At 35.5% G+C, this 20,358-nt stretch carries 16 protein-coding genes; 13 read left to right on the forward strand and 3 right to left on the reverse strand.

Features of this window, described 5'->3' with window-relative positions; genetic code table 11:
• Positions 1 to 33: 33 nt before the first annotated feature.
• From JI747_RS16410 to JI747_RS16465, 12 genes are all read left to right on the forward strand, one after another.
• Positions 34 to 1,032, forward strand: coding sequence for a 2Fe-2S iron-sulfur cluster-binding protein (locus tag JI747_RS16410; RefSeq protein ID WP_225689952.1), 999 nt, complete (start codon positions 34 to 36; stop codon positions 1,030 to 1,032).
• A gap of 90 nt (positions 1,033 to 1,122) precedes the next feature.
• On the forward strand, positions 1,123 to 2,187 hold the full coding sequence (nuoH, locus tag JI747_RS16415; RefSeq protein ID WP_225689953.1) for an NADH-quinone oxidoreductase subunit NuoH: 1,065 nt from the start codon (positions 1,123 to 1,125) through the stop codon (positions 2,185 to 2,187).
• Positions 2,188 to 2,316: 129 nt separating this feature from the next.
• Positions 2,317 to 2,874, forward strand: coding sequence for a NuoI/complex I 23 kDa subunit family protein (locus tag JI747_RS16420; RefSeq protein WP_039370392.1), 558 nt, complete (start codon positions 2,317 to 2,319; stop codon positions 2,872 to 2,874).
• Positions 2,874 to 3,371: an NADH-quinone oxidoreductase subunit J family protein gene (locus tag JI747_RS16425; protein ID WP_225689954.1), complete on the forward strand. Its 498-nt coding sequence runs from the start codon at positions 2,874 to 2,876 to the stop codon at positions 3,369 to 3,371. The genes JI747_RS16420 and JI747_RS16425 overlap by 1 nt, the downstream gene beginning before the upstream one ends.
• A 4-nt stretch (positions 3,372 to 3,375) precedes the next feature.
• Entirely contained in the window at positions 3,376 to 3,705 is a 330-nt protein-coding gene (gene nuoK, locus JI747_RS16430) for an NADH-quinone oxidoreductase subunit NuoK (protein ID WP_027380123.1), read from the forward strand.
• A gap of 2 nt (positions 3,706 to 3,707) precedes the next feature.
• Positions 3,708 to 5,621: an NADH-quinone oxidoreductase subunit L gene (nuoL, locus tag JI747_RS16435; RefSeq protein ID WP_225689955.1), complete on the forward strand. Its 1,914-nt coding sequence runs from the start codon at positions 3,708 to 3,710 to the stop codon at positions 5,619 to 5,621.
• Positions 5,622 to 5,623: 2 nt separating this feature from the next.
• Positions 5,624 to 7,117, forward strand: a complete 1,494-nt coding sequence (locus JI747_RS16440; protein WP_039370382.1) for a complex I subunit 4 family protein — start codon at positions 5,624 to 5,626, stop codon at positions 7,115 to 7,117.
• A gap of 16 nt (positions 7,118 to 7,133) precedes the next feature.
• Positions 7,134 to 8,519: an NADH-quinone oxidoreductase subunit N gene (locus tag JI747_RS16445; protein ID WP_225689956.1), complete on the forward strand. Its 1,386-nt coding sequence runs from the start codon at positions 7,134 to 7,136 to the stop codon at positions 8,517 to 8,519.
• Between the two features lie 145 nt (positions 8,520 to 8,664).
• The gene (locus JI747_RS16450; RefSeq protein WP_225689957.1) at positions 8,665 to 9,729 is read left to right on the forward strand and encodes a hypothetical protein; all 1,065 of its coding nucleotides are present in this window, start codon (positions 8,665 to 8,667) and stop codon (positions 9,727 to 9,729) included.
• A gap of 135 nt (positions 9,730 to 9,864) precedes the next feature.
• Positions 9,865 to 10,365 carry a DUF4280 domain-containing protein gene (locus tag JI747_RS16455; protein WP_225689958.1) on the forward strand — a complete coding sequence of 167 codons (501 nt, stop codon included), beginning with the start codon at positions 9,865 to 9,867 and terminating at the stop codon, positions 10,363 to 10,365.
• Positions 10,366 to 10,382: 17 nt separating this feature from the next.
• Positions 10,383 to 12,608: a L,D-transpeptidase gene (locus JI747_RS16460; RefSeq protein WP_225689959.1), complete on the forward strand. Its 2,226-nt coding sequence runs from the start codon at positions 10,383 to 10,385 to the stop codon at positions 12,606 to 12,608.
• A 1-nt stretch (position 12,609) separates the two neighbouring features.
• Positions 12,610 to 13,650, forward strand: a complete 1,041-nt coding sequence (locus JI747_RS16465; RefSeq protein ID WP_225689960.1) for an SH3 domain-containing protein — start codon at positions 12,610 to 12,612, stop codon at positions 13,648 to 13,650.
• A 66-nt stretch (positions 13,651 to 13,716) separates the two neighbouring features.
• Here JI747_RS16465 and JI747_RS16470 read toward each other — a convergent pair whose 3' ends face one another.
• Complete coding sequence (locus JI747_RS16470; RefSeq protein ID WP_225689961.1) at positions 13,717 to 15,387, reverse strand: LVIVD repeat-containing protein; 1,671 nt, start codon at positions 15,385 to 15,387, stop codon at positions 13,717 to 13,719.
• Between the two features lie 588 nt (positions 15,388 to 15,975).
• On the opposite strand from JI747_RS16470, the gene JI747_RS16475 reads away from it, so the two are divergent.
• Positions 15,976 to 18,216: a GAF domain-containing protein gene (locus JI747_RS16475; RefSeq protein WP_225689962.1), complete on the forward strand. Its 2,241-nt coding sequence runs from the start codon at positions 15,976 to 15,978 to the stop codon at positions 18,214 to 18,216.
• Positions 18,217 to 18,219: 3 nt separating this feature from the next.
• On the opposite strand, the gene JI747_RS16480 is transcribed toward JI747_RS16475, so the two are convergent.
• Complete coding sequence (locus JI747_RS16480) at positions 18,220 to 19,134, reverse strand: bestrophin family protein (RefSeq protein WP_225689963.1); 915 nt, start codon at positions 19,132 to 19,134, stop codon at positions 18,220 to 18,222.
• 23 nt (positions 19,135 to 19,157) lie between these two features.
• Positions 19,158 to 20,333 (reverse strand): Pycsar system effector family protein, encoded by a 1,176-nt coding sequence (locus JI747_RS16485; RefSeq protein ID WP_225689964.1) that lies wholly within the window; start codon positions 20,331 to 20,333, stop codon positions 19,158 to 19,160.
• Positions 20,334 to 20,358 lie beyond the last annotated feature (25 nt).

The raw sequence follows: 20,358 nt of genomic DNA on the forward strand, positions 1-20,358 counted from the left end.
AGCTTTAACACAGCTTAAGCGAAAGCATAGAATATGAGCGAAGAGGTTAAAAAATTCAAAATAACTATAGACGGACAGACTACCGAAGTTATGCCTGGAACTTCTATTTTGGAAGCTGCCAGACAAATCGGTGGAAAATCTGTACCTCCTGCAATGTGCTACTACAGCAAATTGGAAACCAGTGGAGGAAGATGTAGAACTTGTCTTGTAGAAGTTTCTAAAGGATCAGAAGCAGATCCTCGTCCTATGCCAAAATTGGTTGCAAGCTGCAGAACCAACGTAATGGATGGTATGGAAGTAAAAAATCTTACTTCTGAAAAAGCTCAGGAAGGGAGAAAAGCGGTGACTGAGTTTTTATTGGTCAATCACCCGTTAGACTGCCCTGTTTGTGATCAGGCCGGAGAATGTCATCTTCAGGATTTAGGTTACGAACACGGAAATCTTCAGACAAGAACAGAATTTGAAAGAAATACTTACGAAGCAGATGATCTTGGTCCGCACATCAAACTGAATATGAACCGTTGTATTCTTTGCGCAAGATGTGTATTGGCTGCAAACCAGTTAACTGGTGAAAGAGAGCACGGAATTTTGTTCAGAGGAGATCACGCTGAAATTTCTACTTATTTAAATAAAGCTTTAGACAATGACTTCATTGGAAACGTAATTGACGTTTGTCCGGTTGGAGCATTAACAGACAGAACTTCTCGTTTTGCAAGCAGAGTTTGGTTTACAAAACCAATGAATGCTACTTGTAAATGTGATAAGTGTTCTGGAAAAGCTACGGTTTGGATGAAAGGTGATGAAATTTCAAGAGTTACAGCCAGAAAAGATCAGTGGGGAGAAGTTGAAGAGTTTATCTGTGATACTTGCCGTTTCGAAAGAAAATCATTATCAGACTGGAATATCGAAGGTCCTAGACACATCGACAGACATTCAGTTATTTCATTGAATCACTACGAAAAACCAAAGGATGAGCTAAGAGTTTTAGACAATCCAACGGCTAAAGAAATCAGTGAAAAAGACGAAAAATAATTTGAAAATTTGATAATGAGCTAATTTGAAAATGAAAAGCTTGACTTCCATCTTCAAAATCTCTAATATCTAACATCTATAAAAATAAAAATGGATTTACTTACATTTAAACTTATACTTGTACTAGCGCTTTTCTTGCTTTCGTTAACGATTGCAGCCTACTCTACTTGGGCAGAAAGAAAAGTTGCCTCTATCATGCAGGATAGAATTGGTCCGAACAGAGCAGGGCCTTTCGGATTGCTGCAGCCTCTTGCTGACGGTGGAAAGTTCTTCTTCAAAGAAGATTTCACACCTGCCAATGCAGAAAAGTTCCTTTTCGTATTAGGTCCGGCTTTGGTAATGTTTATTTCATTAATTACAGGAGCGGTTATTCCTTGGGGTAAAACCTTGAATTTTGGTGGAGTTTCTTACGATTTACAAGTAGCAAATATTGATGTTGGGGTACTTTTCATCATCGGAATGGCTTCAATTGGTGTATATGGAATTATGATCGGAGGTTGGGCTTCGAATAACAAATATTCATTATTAGGTGCAATCCGTGCTTCTTCTCAGATGATTTCTTATGAGTTGGCAATGGGATTAGCATTACTTTCTATCATTATGATGACAGGAAGTTTAGATTTAAAAGAAATCACGGAAAGCCAGACCACCGGAAAACTTTGGGGATTCATTCCTTGGGTTTCTGGTCTTAACTGGAACATTTTCTACCAGCCGATTGCTTTCTTAGTTTTCTTTGTAGCGGCTTTAGCAGAAACAAACAGACACCCGTTCGATTTACCGGAATGTGAATCTGAATTGGTAACAGGATATTCTACAGAATATTCATCAATGAAGTTAGGGTTGTATATGTTCGGTGAATATGTAAATATGTTTATTTCTAACGCGTTCATGGTAGTTCTTTTCTTCGGAGGATACAATTACCCTGGAATTGAATGGGTAACTCAGCACTGGGGTGAAAACACTGCAGGTATCTTGAGTATCGTAGCATTCTTAACTAAAACGGTAATCGGAATTTTGATCTTCATGTGGATCAGATGGACGCTTCCAAGATTTAGATATGACCAATTAATGCACTTGGGTTGGAAAACTTTAATTCCAATGGCATTGGTAAACTTATTAATTACTGGTGCTGTAATTTTAGCATTTGGAAATTAATTAGTCCGTATCTAAACCTTACAGGTTTTAAAAATCTATAAGGTTTGTGTGTAAATTGAATATTAAAAATTAAGATAACAGACAAGATTAGTCTAAATCTAATGTCTAACATCTAACATCTATAATTAAATGAAACTTACGAACAGATCAAAAGTTGTTTCTAATAAGGAAATGACCCTTGCTGAAAAAATCTACTTACCTGCAATTTTTACAGGAATGGGGATTACATTTAAGCATGCTGTAAGAACCGTGATAAAAGGTGCTCCCGCAGTATATTCGTATCCGGAAGTATTAAAGCCAAGAGCAGATATCTGGAGAGGTCAGCACGTTTTGAAAAGAGACGAAGAAGGCCGAGAAAGATGTACCGCTTGCGGACTTTGTGCGGTGGCATGTCCTGCAGAAGCAATTACAATGACTGCTGCTGAAAGAACTAAAGAGGAAAAAGATCTTTACAGAGAAGAAAAATACGCCTCAGTATATGAAATCAATATGCTAAGATGTATTTTCTGCGGTATGTGTGAAGAAGCTTGCCCGAAATCTGCCATCTATCTTACAGACAGATTGGTAGACGTAGAAACCAACAGAGGTTCTTTCATTTACGGAAAAGATAAATTGGTTGAAAAAATAAATCAAAGGATTGACATCACTGAAAGACAATCCGAGAAACAAAAAAATGCGGTAAAATAATGGATCAGTTTTTATTTTTCTTGGTGGCGTTTTTAGCAGTGGCGAGTGCCGTGTACTTCGTATTTGCCAGAAATCCTTTATATGCTATTTTGTCATTAATTGTTACGATGTTTTCTATTGCAGGTATGTACATTCTTCTGAATGCACAGTTCCTTGCGATTATTCAGATTATTGTTTACGCCGGAGCAATCATGGTATTATTCCTTTATATCCTGATGATGCTTAACCTTAATAAGCAAGACGAAAGTAAGAAGAACAATACTTTAAAGTTTGTTGGAGTTTTTACAGCCGGTCTTTTATTAATTGGTGTTTTAGGCGTATTCAGAGGAGTTCAGGACAATCATGTTGTTGTTGAAAATGTAGACAGAAGTATTGGTCTTACGAAAAATCTGGGTAGACTTTTGTTTAATGAATATGTTTTACCGTTTGAGCTTGCATCCATCCTTATTTTGGCAGGTATTGTAGGTGCGGTATTAATCGGTAAAAAAGATTTATAAAATTATGGGAGAAGTAAATACATTTATACAAAGCATCCCTCTGAATTATTTCATCATTCTTTCTTCAGTATTGTTCTGTTTGGGAGTGTTGGGAGTATTGCTGAGAAAAAATGCGATTGTTATTTTGGGTTGTGTAGAGCTTATGCTAAATTCTGTAAACCTTTTATTGGCTGCTTTTTCAGCGTACAAAGGGAACGGAGACGGACAACTTTTAGTTTTCTTCATTATGGTGGTTGCAGCTGCGGAAGTGGCGGTAGGTTTGGCAATTATTGCTATGCTTTATAGAAATACCCGTTCTGTTGATGTAAGTATATTTAATAAATTAAGAGGATAAGAATGGAGAATTTAGTATATGCAATAGTACTTTTACCACTTTTAGGGTTTCTTATTAACGGTTTATTCGGGAAAAAACTTCCAAAAATTGTTGTGGGTAGCTTGGCTACGGCAATGGTTTTTGCATCTTTCTGCATCGCAGTAAATATTTTCATGGGTTTCAATTCTGAAAGTCAGCCCGTAATCGTAAAAGCTTTTGAATGGTTTAGAGTAAACGGAGTTCAGATCAATTTCGGATTCCAGATCGATCAGTTATCATTAATGATGGTAATGATCATCACAGGGATCGGTTCTTTAATTCACCTGTACTCTATCGGATATATGAGTCATGATAAAGGTTTCTATAAGTTTTTCACTTATCTGAACTTATTTATCTTCTCAATGTTATTATTAGTAATGGGAAGTAACTACCTGATCTTATTCATCGGATGGGAAGGTGTAGGATTGTGTTCTTATCTACTTATCGGATTCTGGTATACCAACGAAGAATATGGTAAAGCAGCAAGAAAAGCTTTCATCATGAACAGAATTGGTGACCTTGCGTTACTGATCGGTATCTTTATGATTGCTTCTCAGACCAATGCTGTGGACTATCTTACTGTATCACAGAATGCAGGAAAATTTGAATTAGACGGAAGCGTAATTATCTTTATTACAGCGAGTTTATTTATCGGTGCAACTGGTAAATCTGCTCAGGTTCCATTATATACTTGGCTACCGGACGCAATGGCCGGTCCAACTCCGGTTTCTGCGTTGATTCACGCGGCAACAATGGTAACGGCGGGTATTTATTTAGTAGTAAGATCAAACTTCTTATTTACTTTAGCACCAACCGTTCAGGGAGGAATTCTATTCATTGGATTCTTAACGGCTGCTTTGGCAGGGTTCTATGCACTACGTCAGAACGATATCAAAAAAGTATTGGCCTACTCTACTGTTTCACAGCTTGGGTTTATGTTCATTGCTTTAGGACTTGGAGCTTATACAACGGCGATGTTCCATGTAATGACGCACGCTTTCTTCAAAGCATTATTATTCTTAGGTGCTGGTTCTGTAATCCATGCAATGAGCAACGAGCAGGATATGCGTTTCATGGGAGGTTTGAAAAAATACATTCCAATCACTCACGCAACTTTCTTAGTTGGAACATTGGCTATTTCAGGATTCCCTTTATTATCAGGGATGATTTCAAAAGACGAAATTTTAGTAGCAGCTTTCGCTAAAAATCCAATTTATTGGGTAATGTTATTCATTTTAGCGGCTATTACTGCAACGTATATGTTCAGATTGTACTATCTTACTTTCCATGGAGAGTTCAGAGGTACTGAAGATCAAAAACACCACTTACACGAAAGCCCATCTAATATGACATTACCATTGATCGTATTGGCTATTCTTTCTGTTTTGGGTGGTTTAATTAACCTTCCTCACTTCATTGGTCACGGTCATTACGCAAAACTAATGGAATGGCTGAAACCGGTTCTTACTGAGGAAAGCTTTAAACAAATGGAAGCAACTCTTTCCGGAGTTCCATTTGGTACTGAAATGATACTTTTAGGAGCAACAGTTTTAATGTTCTTCTGTGTTTGGTTCATCGTTAAAAATACTTACGTGAACAAGAAAAAACAAGCACTTCCAGAAGAGCAGTACACTGGATGGGAAAAACTGTCTGCTAAAAAATTATATGTTGACGAACTTTACAATGCATTAATTGTAAAAACTGTTGAAGGATTAGGACGCGGAGGAAAGATGTTTGATAAAGGTATTCTTGATCGTTTTGTAGACTTTGTGGGTGAAGGTGCAGAAGATAGCGGAAAAGCTATGAAGCGCATCCAAAACGGAAATGTTGAGACGTACATTTTGATCATGTCTTTAGCTGTGGGAATTATACTGATTGTTAACTTTATATTACAATAATAATGTCTTGTTTATTATTAACATTATTACTATTACCTCTAGTAGGTTCGGGATTAGTTTTTGCCTGGAAGAATAATTCCAGCAAATATTTGGCACTGGGAATTGCATTGGTTCAAATGCTGGTTACGTTCTACATTGCGGCGGATTTTGATTTTAATCCAACGGTAGACAGCGTACTGCAGCACGAGATCAATTACCCTTGGTCACAATTTATGAAGAGTTCTCTTCACTTCGGTATCGATGGGATGAGTTTGCTTCTTTTATTGCTGACGAATATTTTAGCGCCAATCATTATTTTATCTTCTTTTAATGAAAATGTAAGCTACAGAAATACTTTCTACGGTTTGATCCTGCTGATGCAGTTCGGTCTTGTAGGTGTTTTCACTTCGCTTGACGGATTATTGTTCTACATTTTCTGGGAAGTAACTTTGATTCCGATCTGGTTCATTGCCGGACTTTGGGGTCAGGAAAATAAAAGATTTGAATTCACTACGAAATTCTTCGTATATACATTCGTTGGGTCATTATTCATGTTAGCCGGGTTGATTTATGTTTACAACAACTCTGCATCTTTCGCACTGACAGATTTATATAATGCTCAACTTAACGAAACACAACAGACAGTGGTATTCTGGTTCATTTTCTTTGCTTTTGCAGTGAAATTACCGGTATTCCCTTTCCATACCTGGCAACCGGATACGTACACGTATTCACCAACTCAGGGATCGATGCTTTTATCAGGGATCATGCTGAAAATGGCGGTTTATGGAGTTCTTCGTTATTTATTACCAATCACTCCCCTTCCGATTGCAGGAATTTCAGGACAGATTGTAATTATCCTTGCGATTGTAGGAATTGTACATGGTGCATTGATCGCAATCATCCAGACCGATATGAAGAGAATCATTGCGTATTCTTCTTTCTCTCACGTTGGATTGATGGTAGCGGGTATCTTCGCTTCAGCAGTCATTACTTTAAGAGGAACTTTCAACATCGAAGGTGCTGAAGGAGCTTTGGTACAGACTTTCGCTCACGGTATCAACGTGGTGGGTCTATTCTACTGTTGTGATATTTTATACAAGAGATTTAAATCAAGAGACATCAGACAAATGGGAGGTTTGGCGAAAGTTGCACCTAAGTTTGCTGTGTTGTTCCTGATCATTATATTAGGTTCAATGGGAGTTCCATTGACTAATGGGTTCATCGGAGAATTTATCCTGTTGAAATCTGTATATGATTTTAACGGATTGGCAGCGGTAATCGCTGGTCTTACGGTAATTCTTGCTGCGGTCTATTTATTGAGATTCTACGGAAAAGCAATGTTCGGGCAGGGTGATGATGCAGTTTTGAGTACAGTAAAAGATTTATCTGCAGTTGAATTTTCGGTATTGGCAAGTATCGCGGTTTTCGTGATCGTATTTGGTATTTTTCCACAACCGATAATCGAAATGGTGAATAGTTCGTTGAAGTTTATCTACCAATCAATGGTAAGCTAATTTGATATTTTAAAAAATGAGTGTTTTAATTATTGTTTTCCTAACGGCAGTTGTTGCGTTATTTTCAGGAGTTTTTGAACAAGGAAAATTCGCAAGATACATTGGGATTTTGGGATTAATCATCGCATTATGGGTAAGTTTTATGCCTGAATGTGCTTTCTTTGCACAGTACAGACACATGTATGACTATACCGGAAATACTGCATTATTCACAAAAATATCAATTGTAACGACATTATTATTATTCTTTTTGGGAGGTTTTGCATTCAGCAACCACAGAAGCCACCAGTCAGAATTATACGCATTAATGCTTTTTGCATTGTGTGGTGGGATTATCCTTTTCGGATACCAGAATTTAGTAACGCTATTCTTAGGAGTTGAAATCCTTTCTATTCCTTTATATGTAATGGCAGGAGCTAACAAAACAGATCTAAGATCAAATGAAGCTTCAATCAAATATTTCCTGATGGGTGCTTTTGCAACAGGATTCCTGTTGTTCGGTATCGCGTTTATCTACGGAAGTGTCGGAAGTTTTGATTTATATAAAATCCAGAATTTCGGAGTTTCAAATCCTCATGATGCAATGTTCACCTTAGGAGTATTATTGATTCTTTGTGCATTGGCATTCAAAGTAGCATTAGCGCCTTTCCACATGTGGAGTCCTGATGTTTATTATGGAGCGCCTTCATTGATCACCGCTTTCATGGCGAGTGTGGTAAAGATCTCAGGATTCTTTGCTCTATTCAGATTAATGACGATCGGATTTGGTGGTGTTACCGCAGAATGGATCAATGTTTTCGGAGTATTCTTAATTATCACATTGCTTTTGGCAAACGTTATGGGTCTTGCTCAGACGAATGCAAAAAGAATGTTGGCCTACTCTTCAGTTTCTCATGCTGGTTACATCGGGTTGGTGTTCTTCGGAATGACAAGCCTTTCTACTTACAATTTAGCATTCTATTTATTTGCTTATGCTTTGTCTACGGTAGGAGTTTTCATGTGTCTGATCTATGTTGAAAAACTGAAAAGAGAAACGTCCTTCGGAGCTTTCAAAGGACTGGCAAAAACAGAACCTTTATTGGCAACGGTAGCTGCAATTTCTATGCTTTCAATGGCGGGAGTTCCGTTAACAGCCGGTTTCATGGGGAAATTTGCTTTATTCTCTCAGGCAATGAATTCTAACCACGGGGTTTTCCTGGTATTGGTAGCGGTTTTAGGATCTGCAATTTCTATTGCTTACTATTTAAGATTGATCATTTCAATGTTCTTCTTCAAAGAAAGTTCATTCAAATCTTCAGAGAAAGTTACCCTTACTTACAATATCGTTGGAGTATTTGTTATCGCTTCAATAATCATTCTAGGGGTTTTCCCAGATTTATTTGCAAGACTGGTAGAGTTCTAAAAAACTTGAACATCATAAAATTTAAAAACCTTTCAAATTGTTTGAAAGGTTTTTTTGTGATTTTTTTTATAAATTTCATTTCTGAAAATTAAATTTTATAATAATTGATTAGAAAGATTATTATAAAGTAAAAAACACAAACCGTATGATTACCTATATAACACTCCAGGATGATACCTTAGAGAAAATTTCATCTGATCTTAAAATTGAAAACCCAGTATATCTCCGGGAATTCCATAATGCTCATTGTGCGCAACATAAACGATTTCATACGGATTTGAGGCCGGGACAATATCTCCTGCTTCCATTCGGGAACGAAATCACAGAGCTCAACAAAAAGATCATTGAAAACGGAGACGGTTTATATTATCATCCTCCCCACGGGAAAATCCCTTTTCAAATTCCCTTATTAAAAGGAAAATATAAAATCAATCATCAAAAGTTTCTGGATGATGAGCGATTAGCGGATTATCAGTATCAGATAGAACTTGATTATATAAAGTTTGAAAACCTTCATCATATTTTCAGTTTTCAAATGTCAGATTTCAAAAAAGAAGGATCGGAATCTGATACCAAAATTTCCGGATTGGCAAAAGCCTGTATTGAAATTCTGTATCCGCTAGAGATCCGTTTCAATGAAGAAGGGGAACTTAAAGAAGTTCATTTAACAAGTCCGGAGAATTTGCTTAAAGATCATCTGGAAACTTTAAAAAGTTATTTTACAGATCCCTATTCGGCGGATTATATAAATCAAATGAAATCGGTAATTGATGATAAAAAAATACTTTTGGAAAATCTCAAAAATACATTACCCCTTCATCTTCTGACAAGCTCTTTTTATAGAGCATCCTATGGAAACTGGACAGATTCGCAGACTTATCAAGACTTTTTACCCTGGCTTACCAATGCCTCTCCTATCCGGTTTGAACTTCAGAACAGAATTCTGCCTAAAGAAGATGAAGCTCTTTTAAAAATTATCCAGAATGGGAGTTCTTCAGACAGCAGAAGCCTTGATCAGCTGTACGCTAAATCTTTTGTTTCTGAAGATCAATCAACTTCAAAAGAAAAAACTGTTGACTGTGATCATGTTGCAGAATACAGCTTCAACAGAATAGATCTGTCTTTTCTGAAAATAGAAGCCGTTTTCAATGTGTATATTGACGATAGGATTGAAAAGGAAATCTTCAGTATGGAAAAACAACAGGAATAATCAGCTCTATTCTTCTAAGCAAGTAACTGCATTTTACTCAGGAAATCTCTAAAGTTTGAAAATGTAGTAGTTCTACTACTTTATTACGCCTATTTTTTTTATAGTTTTATAACACCAAATCAATACACACAAAATATGTCCGGTTCATCTCCACACGACGGGAAGCATTTCGTCGTACAAAAAGGGAAAGCCCAGTGCAATCAGGGCAATCAGTTTCCTCAGCATAAGGTAACTTCTCACCAAAAACATTATTGGAACAATGAGGAGGGAGACGCTAATTATTTAGCCGTCACAGAAGACGATGTACAATTTACACCTCCCGGTCCTAGTTTTGGGCAATGCAAGCTCAAACCGTCATCAGGTGGATATCTGCCTTGTGCATTTGCACCTTCCGGAAAATGGCAAAAAACCTATGAGCAGGTAAAGATCATGGGAAAATGCTGTGTAACCGAAGTCTCTGAACTGATGTGTACCACCGGCGGAAAAATCACCATAAAAGAACACGGGCAAACAGCCGCCATGAGCAGCAAGAATGTTAAAAATGCAGATCCGCAGGAACAGCATACCATTAATCCTTTTGTCAATTTCAAAGAGTTTCAGGAGGAGCACAACGATAATGAAGCAGATGCCATTTAATCCCAAATTGTAAAGCTATGTCAAAACAAGGCGTTTATAAAATATCCGGAAACACTAAGCCCAAAGTGGGTGAAACTGTCACCTATACCATTGATGAATGGTATCCTGCTACACCCAGAGAAAAAAGAAATCCGGCACTGGTAACCTGGCATCTTTTTAAAAAGGTAAATGGAAGCTTTGTTCCGACAACGATTAAAAAGAAAGGGATCAGCAGCTTTACATTTCAAAATACTGCCTATAAAAATACATACAGAATTGAAGCCTACCTTCATGAACCGGAAGGGAAAGCGCCTATGGCTCTTGAAGTACAGCCACAGCAAGGCGATGTTCCGAGAATAAACGGGATTCAGCTGAAATATGCAGACAATACTCCCGGAAACGTTTTCAGTTTTACTGAAAAACTTATTGCTGAATCACAGTGTACAGGTTTGGAAGGAAAGTATCTCACCTTTACGCTTTGGGAAGATGACATTCAAGGTAATGGACATGATGCAAGAAATATGCAGATAGACCGTAAAAAAGGAAAGGTAATAAGCGGTGTTGCCAAAGCAGAATTTACACTGACCTCAGCCTTGATGAAAAAAGCTATGCAAGGTGAAACCGATGTAAAGCAACTGGAATTTTATGTCACCGTAGAATATTATGAACATAAAAAGCATGCCTCCGGAAATGTACATATAAATACTCCGCAAGAAATCTATATTCCTTCTAATAAACCTAAGCCCAAACCTGCACCTCCCAATTCTCAACCCAAAGTTGAAGGCTCTCCAGCTGAACAAAAAGGACCCAGCCAAAAAGAAAAAAAAGGAATAATAGAAACGACCACAGAAACCATTTCAGGAGTTGTTTCAAAGATTGAAAAAAAAATTTATGATTGGGGTGAAGCGAAAGGAACAGTAAAAAAAGATCAAAAACCTGCACCACCGCCGCCATCTGGTAAAAGCCCGACTGTAGTAAATGCCAATAGTAAGGCTCCGAGTACATGCATTTGTAAAGAGCAGTATAAAGATTTGATATGGGGAGGAAAAGTAAGTTGTGAGTTTAGAAAAAAAGTAGTTGAAGTTGCCAAAAGATTAGAAAAAGATCCAAATTTACTTATGGCTGGAATGGCTTTGGAAACAGGAAAAACATTTTCGCCTACTGCTGGTAAAGGAACAAGTTACGTCGGTTTAATACAATTTGGAGATGCAGCTGCAGAATCTGTCGGTACAACACGAACAGAATTACTAAAAATGACTGCTGTTCAACAATTAGACTATGTGGAAAAGTATTTAGCAAAGAAAAAAGATAAAATAAATACACTTACAGATTTTTATTTATCTATACTAATGCCTGTTGATGTTGGTAAAGGTAACCAGCCAAATCATATCGTTTTTGATAATAAATACCCTCTTGCTTACACTAAAAGTGGAAAATTAACTGATTTAAGTAAGTCTAGACACTATGGCTATCGTCAAAATCCCGCATTCTTTTTTGAAGGAGAGCTACATAAAAATATTAAAGTAAAAAGAAGTAATGGGAAAACTCAAACTTTTCAAGAGTTATACAATGAAAAGAAAGTATGGTTTGAGAATGGAGAAAAACAATATGATGGAGAGGGCAAAACCTATATTTGGGAGATCGAAAAAAGTATTTCTAAATTTTATGAAGAAGGAAAGCTGAATAAAGTAAAATTATTTGAATGCAATAAAAGTGAAACTTCTACTGCAAAACCCACACTAGATAAAGGTACATGGAACGTCATAATAACCGAAAATTATACTGGAAGTAAATGTACACACATAGAAAGAACAGAAGTTAGAAAAAATTGTAGAAGAGGTAAAATTGAAGTGTATGACCATAATCAAAAAATTGTATTAACTTTCAAAGACTGTTTATTAGAAGGAATTGCTGGTGAAGATCACATGAAAACTAATTCAGATGTTCCTTTTGGAGAATTTCAAATAAATCAAAGCACTCCCTTTTATCAGTCTAATAAAGATAATATAAAGTCTTACGGACCAAATCCTAGACTCGTTTTTGAACCCATTGCAGGTAATAAAGATGAAGCAGCAAAAAGTGGAAGATCAGCCATAAGGATTCATGGAGGGCGCCAAGAAGGCTATGAAATTAAAACATTAAAAAGAACTCAGGGTTGTATAAGAGTTTGGGATGATGATGCCAAAGCTCTATATGATTGGTGGGTAGAGTTTAAAAAAAATAACCCCAATGTAAAGCCAGGTAAAGTAACTATAAAAAAATAATATGAAAAGTTTTATTAAATTTTTTCTTATGCTTTTTTTGCCTTTAATAATAAGTTGTAAAGACAAAAATGACAAAATTTCCGAACTCTCAAAAAACAATACAACTCCCATGAATATAAATGACAAATTAAAAGATGGAATAAATATTTCCAATTCATTTATTGAAGATTTAGAATTTAATAAATACAAATATAACGGAGAATATATTGAGCAAATAGAAGTAAATTCTCTAGAAGATCAATCTTTCAGAAACAATTTTTTTCAATTTTTAACCAGTAGAAATTTTGATCAGGGTCAATATGAACAGGTTTTCTTTATAAAACTATTACTTGTTAGAATACAACAATTAGATGATATAAAATCCTATTATTTTTTATCGCTGATCTTTAATGATCAAAACTTAGGATATTATCTGGAAGACTACGAGCTAGATTTATTTCAATTATTTTTATATAAACCCTCTTATTTTATTAAAGGTGAATATAAATATAAACAAAATAAACTTGTTGATTATATCAATCAAAATCTCCCTGCTGCTTATCTGACCAATAAAGAATATTTTGATAAGAATATAGTGGATATCAATTTTCAACAAGATGCAATATTGATCAATGAAGATGTCGTAAATAAATTTTCAATTCCAGACCTAAAAAAACGACTTGAACATTATGAGAAAATTGAAGGGATTTTTTCTCCATCTTATGATACCGGCTGGAAAAATAAAACAATAATTTATTATAATCTATACAAATATATTGATGATAATATTGTGAATAAACTTGATAAAAATGAATTATCACTTTATATGAAGTATAAACCATTTTTTAAATCTTATCTTATTAAGGGAGAAAACACAGAGTATTTTATCCATGACAGTGATGGTTATACCAATCTCAGAAAAGAAAAAAATACATCATCTGAAATTGTAGAAAAAATAAACTCGGGAGAACAAGTCGAAGTTGTAGATACTTCTGGAGATTGGTGGCTTGTAAAAACAAAGACCGGAAAACAAGGCTATGTTCATAAAAGCAGAATAAAATAATATTTTAAGTTTTATCCCAATAAAAAAGCCACCTTTCAGGTGGCTTTCTATAATGAAAAATGATGATTATAATTTATGGTTGACATCATTATATGTTCCCGTAATTGTAGAAGTTCCGTTTTTAGTAACCGTTCCGTTGATGGTGATTGAAGAATTGGTTCCTACAAATTCAATCTTCGAACCTTGATTGATGGTTAGATTTCCTAAGATCGTTACATTTCCTTGTATCTTCCAGTTTGCATTACTATTTAAAATCATGTGTCCGTAAACCGTAAGATCTCCTTTAAGATTTAAAAGCGCTCCGCTGTTGATGTTCAGAGAATTCCATGGGTTGCTTTGCATTCCCTGGTATAATTTTCCATACATATTAAATGTTGCATTGCTGTTGATATTTACCGCTTGAGAAGCTGTAAGTGCACCACACCACGTTAAAGTCTGGTTTACATTGATTCCCTGTAAACTTTTCGTTCCAGAATATTCAAGAGTCTGCCCGGAGTTTACATTTAACCAGTCACTGCCGTTATATACAGGATATGCTGTACAATCTATCGTTCCATTGGTAGGCGCTACTGTTTTAATGATTTTTAATCCACCTGCTCCTGTTGCAACAAAAATATATTCACCTCGGCTTACCACAAAATTTGAAGATCCACTTAAATCAATAGATCCCATTAGTTTAAGATCTGAACTATCCGGCTGATAAACATAAATACCGGCACCGCCGTTTGCTACAAAAACACGATTTTCATTTACAGAAACTGCATTGCTTACAATATCCGATGGATCTACCCCTATAAGGTTGGTAGGAAGAGCCAGCTTCTGAAGTTTTGCTCCAGAAGTCAGATTATAAACCCCTACTCCATTATATCCTTCCGAAACCAATAGTTTACCATCTATAAAATCAATGGTTCTCTTAGCATCAACTACATCTGTAGAGGTTGCAAAAGAAGTGATCAGGTTAAGACCGTTAGCATCATATACCTTTACTCCCTGTGTGCCGCTCAGAACAACGATTTTATTATTATTGTATCCTAAAGCTCTTAAATCATCAATAGAAATAGAAAACTCTATCTGCTGATTACTTTTATTCAATTGTGCCAATACTCCGGTTGCTCCGGTTACTGCATAATATTTAGTTCCGTTGGAAGTTACATCAGTTCCTACTTTACCTGTTAAAAAAGTCTCCTGAAAAGTATTTCCAAGCATTCCGCCATTTAGGGTCATGCTTCCTACGAAAGCAGGGGTAGAAGCTCCGGAAGCATAAATATCTTTTGCACCGGCAATATATAATTTACCATCGTCATAACGTACTGAACTTACATCCGTATTCGGCAGAATAGCCTGCATAACCAACTGAGGTGCATTCGGATTGCTGATATTGATTACCTCAACAGCACCTAAATAAGTTTCACCTTCTGTGTTATAGGAAACATAGGCATAGTTCCCTTCCAACGCTACGTGGGTTGCGCGAAGAGTTTTGCCGTTATAAGTAGGAGGCGCCACCTCAGCAACTAAAACCAAAGGGAAATTACCTGCTACAGTTGTTTTACCTCCCGTACTAGGTTTCATATCAATTACCCCCGAATTTGCAAAACTGATTCTTTTACTTAATGATTGGGCATCAGAATTCAGAATAAGACCTTTTTCCTGGTCATTCTGCTGCTCTGCATCGTCATTTCTACATGCAACTGCAAGAAGCAAAGACGCAGCAGTTAAATAAGATAGTACTTTCCTCATAATAATATAATATGCTTTAAAATCGTAATATTTGATATTATTTTTTGTTAAAAAAGCTTAAAATAAAGACTTTTTCTCAAAAATTTGCACAAAGATACAATTACATTCAGGATAAAAAAGTTTTTTAGCATTTACTTTTATTTAATTTCACTGATTTACTCACTTTAATTTCAAATTCAACAATACCCAATAAATCATATAAAAATAAATAACATCTAGAAAACAAGCCTAATAAAAGAATTTAAAAGTAAACTAATTAGTAAATTCGTGAAAATAATCTATTACACAATTAACAATTAAATACTAAAAAACTATTAAAACAATAAAAAATAAATATTAAAAATAAATTAATTTTTTCCTATCATCTCTTTATTACACTTCTTATTATAATAATAGTATTGTTTTCTTATTATTTTTATAAAATCTGCTTTCCTTTAATTTTCAATATATCTCCAATGTCATATTTCTCTGCCTCTTCCTTCCTCAAAAAATCTATTTTTTTCATAACTTTACTCTAAATTTCAGTTGTTGGCTAACCTTTATAAAAAAGACGCTCCCTTTCAGGTTTATATATCATTCAAAAAATATTTGGATGTACTAGAACATATCCGTTATAATGACAGATTAGAATACCGGGCAAACTATGCAGAATCCCTTATCGAAAAGACCAATAATTTTCAGGAACTGAAAAACGGTTTTCAGGATGTATCTTTATTAGACAAATACGAAGATATCATTCAGCTTCTGCTTGCCGATCTTTTTCCGACAGGTTTAACGAATAATGAAATAAAGGCGGCGAGTATTCCGCTTTCCAATATTACCTTCAACTATACCGAACGTTTCAAAAACATCCTGAAAGAAGCCGGAAAAGACTTTGAAATAGAGCTCAGAAATATTGATGACGAGGAGTTTTATGTATTCTGCTGCTGCCTGATCTTACAGACCTATTTCAAAAGAGATATCAAAACCACGCTTCCGTTTTATTATGATATTCCCAATAAACAGGGAATCATGAAGCATTATAAAATCACGGTGAATTCGGATTTTTCGGAAGTTTATCCGACTCCGGATGCACCAATTCCTGCGGATACAATTATAGATATGCTGCTTGAAAATCTGGATGACACGGCACTCTGGAAGAAATATTTCCCTTCAAAATCCTGGATACTAAGTGGATTTACGATTATTTCCTTGGTAGACTGTACTTCAGAAGTTGCTTTATCGGATCTGAAATCTACCATGATTAAAATTGATCCTGAAAATCTGGTTCCGGATGAGAATTTAAAAGAGATTTTCAAATCGTATTTTGATGTTCCTGAACTCAACTTCGGGTTGATGCTTTTTAATAAGAAGGAAAAAAGACTGGAAAAAGTTCCGATCTACGAAAATGTCTTTACCAATCATATTCTCGATTTCTGGATCAATACTTTTGATCAGGAAGTTAGGGAAAGTACTTTCAATAATTTAAATCACAATTCCAAACCCGTTGTGGTTTCGAATGTAGATCATTTGGATCATGACATCCAAAAACTTCCTTCATTCAGTATTTTAAAAGATAATAATATCAACAGCTTCATGGTGATCCCAATCATGAAAGACAATGAACTCCTTGCTATTATGGAGTTTACCTCTCCTATTGCCTACAGCTTTAATGGATTAAAACTTAAAAAGCTTGAGTTTTTTGCCGATATGATTCTTTTCTCTTTAAGCAGATTCAGTTTTGAAAGAAATAACCAGATTGAAGCGATTATTCAGAGAGAATATACTACGATACACGACAGTGTGGTCTGGAAATTCAGGAATGAAGCTGAAAAGTATTATAATGCATTTTTAGGTAGGAAAATGTATACTTTAAAGCAGATTTCATTTAAAAATCTTACGCCGCTTTTCAGTTTTTCTGATATCCGTTCTTCATCTGAAAAACGGTATAATTTAATGCTTGAAGATCTGAATGAGCAGATAGAAAATCTTCATGATCTTTTTTCTATTATCAATTCAGATTCAGAAAAATATTTACTCGCTTTAGATATTTTTGAAAACGAACTGAATAATGATATAAAAGCTGATACAGAACAGCGTTTCCAAAGGTTGTTAAGAGACGAAATTCATCCTTTCCTTCAGGGAAAACTTGAAATAAAAAGTACAAAAGAAGTAAAATCGAAGATCAAAGATTACTTCTCAAAAGTATTTATTCAGAATCATCTTTTTTACGGTCACAGGAAAAGTCTGGACGAATCTATCACGCTGGTCAACAGAAAACTGGCAGATATTCTGGATGAAAGCCAGGTTAAAGCGCAGCAGATCTTTCCGCATTATTATGAAAGATTCAAATCTGATGGTGTAGAGCACAATCTCTACATTGGCAGCACGATTGCTCCAGAATTGCATTACACGTCAAAAGTGGTTCACAGACTGAGATACTGGCAACTGAAAACAGTCTGTACAATGGAGCAGGAATTCAAAAACTTCAAACCAAACTTACCTGTTCCTTTAGATATTGCCTCTTTGATATTTGTATATAATGAAAAATTAGACATCCGTTTCAGAATGGATGAAAAACGTTTTGATATAGACGGGGCTTACAATTCTTATTACGAAATCATCAAAAAGCGTCTGGATAAAGCTCATATAAAAGATTCTTCCGAAAGAATTACCTGCCCGGGAAAAATTACCATCGTATATTTCGGAATGGAAAATCAGAAAGAATACCTGGAATATATTACCAAATTACAGAATAAAAATATACTTCATCATGATATAGAATTCTTAAAAGTAGAAGATCTTCAAGGAATTACAGGACTTTTAGCTTTAAGGGTTTCTCTTATATAAAATTTAATCTACAAAATACGAATCAGGCTTTTGAAGTTCACCTTGCGGAATTTCAGCCTGCTCAAAAATAGAAAATTCGATAGTTTTGCAAATAGTATTCAAAGCGAGATCATTTTCCTCTTCTCCAAAAGGTTCTCCGATTTCCTGAATAATAGCATCTAAAGCGATGAAGGTATAACTGATCAGACCAACGATCAGAGGCATCATCCAGCCCAATGTATCAACCAATCCGAAAGGCAGCCAGAAGCAATAAAAATACACGGTACGGTGCAGCAATACACTATATGCAAAAGGTAATGGTGTATTCAAAATCCTTTCGCAGCCTCCTGAAATATTCGAAAACTGATTCAGCTGATGATCGAGCTGCGTCAAAACAATCGTATCTATATTTCCTTTTCTGTGCTGCTCTTGGATCCAGTCGGCAATAAAGCCTAAAATAATACTGGGAATAAATTTTTTACCATTCAGCTTTTCAACCTGCTCCGGAGAAAGCAGTCTTGAAAGATGTTCTGTTCCCTGTTTATTTCTCAACTGATAGTTTAAAGACCAGCAAAAAGCAGAAATCATTTTCACAATTTTTTGTTTTTCCTCTTCTTGAGGTCCATCTATTAATGAGAAGATTTGACGGGTCAGAGATCGGGTTTCAATCACCAATAGTCCCCAAAGCTTTCTTCCTTCCCAATATCGGTCATAGCTCGCTGTATTGCAGAATCCCATAAAGATCGCGAGAGCAAGCCCGATTAAAGTGAAAATCGTAGGATTGAGATGAACTTTATAATCGAAAATTTTTCCTTTGAAATAATAAATCGCCAAAGAAAACAACGTAATGGTAAGAAGCTGAACTATAATTTTCTTTAGTACGGATCCTCTCCATATAAAAAGCATTTTCAGCCAGTTGGTACGCTGTCTTATAATCATTTCTTTATTTTAAATTTAAAAATTTACAGCGTAAGGAAAGCATAAGCAAAAGACAGGACAGAAATGATAATTCCTGCCATGAAAATCTTGTAGGTTATCGATAAAAGCCTGTATTTTCTGTCGAGTACTTTTCCCAAATAATAAAGATCTTTCACCATCGAATCATAAATATAGTCACGGTCTTTGATCAGAATATTCATCGCACTATGATAATCATCGAAAATCATCCTGTTAAAATTCCCGAAGAATAAAAGATTTACTTTTCGGTCCGCAACATCCTGTAAGGTAAATCTTGCTTTTGTAACATTAGGTTTTGTAGATAAAATAGCAAATATGATAGTTAAAACAGCTGATAACAAAAGGATAAAACTCGGAATAATCAAATGTGAATTTTTCGGAGCATCCAGTTTGGGAACCAGCACAGAAAGACAAACTGAAATGATGATCGCATTTACCGATAACAGGATATTCGCTTTACTGTCGGCTATATCGCTAAGTCTTGTATGGTTACTTAGCGTGACTCTGAACAAAGTATCTACACTTCTGTCAGACTTAGGCTCTTTTTCTTTTTTATTTTCAGAGTTTTCTTTCTTACTTTCTTTTCCTTCCTCTTTATCGAGTTTTTTCTCAATTTTCTTGATATTCTTCTCTTTTAAAGGCTGCCAGGCGGTTTTTGCGTAATCTGTATAGAATTTATGCTTGTTCTTCAGCATTTCTAGATTTCCGGCATTCCATTCATCATTGGAAAAGCATCGCACATTGGTAAGCTCCCATTCTTTTCTTAGCGCATCAGAAATATCACTGTAATCGTAGCTTGCAAAGTGGCTGCAATCTGAATCTTTCACTATTTTTTCAAGCAGATTCTGAGGTTCATAAGTAATTTTGGTCGCCAGAATAAGCTTAGCAATATCTTCAATATACGCTTCAGAATAATTTTCTTTTTTCAAAAAGTCTTTCATGATCTCGACTCCTTTTTCTTCATGATTCTGCGCACATTCTATGTACCCTGTATCATGAAACCAAAGAGCAAGCAGCACTTTCTCCTGATCTTCTTCAGAAACCGGAGTATGCTTTAGGATTTCCTCTGCTTTGTTGACCGTATAGGTAGTATGAATAAAATTATGATAAAAATATACCGAAGATAACTTATCTTTGAATAAGATTTCAACATAATCTTTGGCTTTTTGTAAAATGCTCATCACTGAAATTTTGTTATTGTAAATT

This window comes from Chryseobacterium tagetis (genome assembly GCF_016735585.2).
Lineage (GTDB): Bacteria > Bacteroidota > Bacteroidia > Flavobacteriales > Weeksellaceae > Chryseobacterium > Chryseobacterium tagetis.

Bases quoted from the DNA above. Each gene is read 5' to 3' on its own strand.
- JI747_RS16445 (WP_225689956.1), top strand. From the start codon at position 7,134: ATGAGTGTTTTAATTATTGTTTTCCTAACGGCAGTTGTTGCGTTATTT.
- nuoH (WP_225689953.1), top strand. From the start codon at position 1,123: ATGGATTTACTTACATTTAAACTTATACTTGTACTAGCGCTTTTCTTG.
- nuoL (WP_225689955.1), top strand. From the start codon at position 3,708: ATGGAGAATTTAGTATATGCAATAGTACTTTTACCACTTTTAGGGTTT.
- JI747_RS16465 (WP_225689960.1), top strand. From the start codon at position 12,610: ATGAAAAGTTTTATTAAATTTTTTCTTATGCTTTTTTTGCCTTTAATA.
- JI747_RS16470 (WP_225689961.1), bottom strand. From the start codon at position 15,387: ATGAGGAAAGTACTATCTTATTTAACTGCTGCGTCTTTGCTTCTTGCA.
- nuoK (WP_027380123.1), top strand. From the start codon at position 3,376: ATGGGAGAAGTAAATACATTTATACAAAGCATCCCTCTGAATTATTTC.
- JI747_RS16450 (WP_225689957.1), top strand. From the start codon at position 8,665: ATGATTACCTATATAACACTCCAGGATGATACCTTAGAGAAAATTTCA.
- JI747_RS16455 (WP_225689958.1), top strand. From the start codon at position 9,865: ATGTCCGGTTCATCTCCACACGACGGGAAGCATTTCGTCGTACAAAAA.
- JI747_RS16420 (WP_039370392.1), top strand. From the start codon at position 2,317: ATGAAACTTACGAACAGATCAAAAGTTGTTTCTAATAAGGAAATGACC.
- JI747_RS16425 (WP_225689954.1), top strand. From the start codon at position 2,874: ATGGATCAGTTTTTATTTTTCTTGGTGGCGTTTTTAGCAGTGGCGAGT.
- JI747_RS16480 (WP_225689963.1), bottom strand. From the start codon at position 19,134: ATGATTATAAGACAGCGTACCAACTGGCTGAAAATGCTTTTTATATGG.
- JI747_RS16460 (WP_225689959.1), top strand. From the start codon at position 10,383: ATGTCAAAACAAGGCGTTTATAAAATATCCGGAAACACTAAGCCCAAA.
- JI747_RS16440 (WP_039370382.1), top strand. From the start codon at position 5,624: ATGTCTTGTTTATTATTAACATTATTACTATTACCTCTAGTAGGTTCG.
- JI747_RS16485 (WP_225689964.1), bottom strand. From the start codon at position 20,333: ATGAGCATTTTACAAAAAGCCAAAGATTATGTTGAAATCTTATTCAAA.
- JI747_RS16410 (WP_225689952.1), top strand. From the start codon at position 34: ATGAGCGAAGAGGTTAAAAAATTCAAAATAACTATAGACGGACAGACT.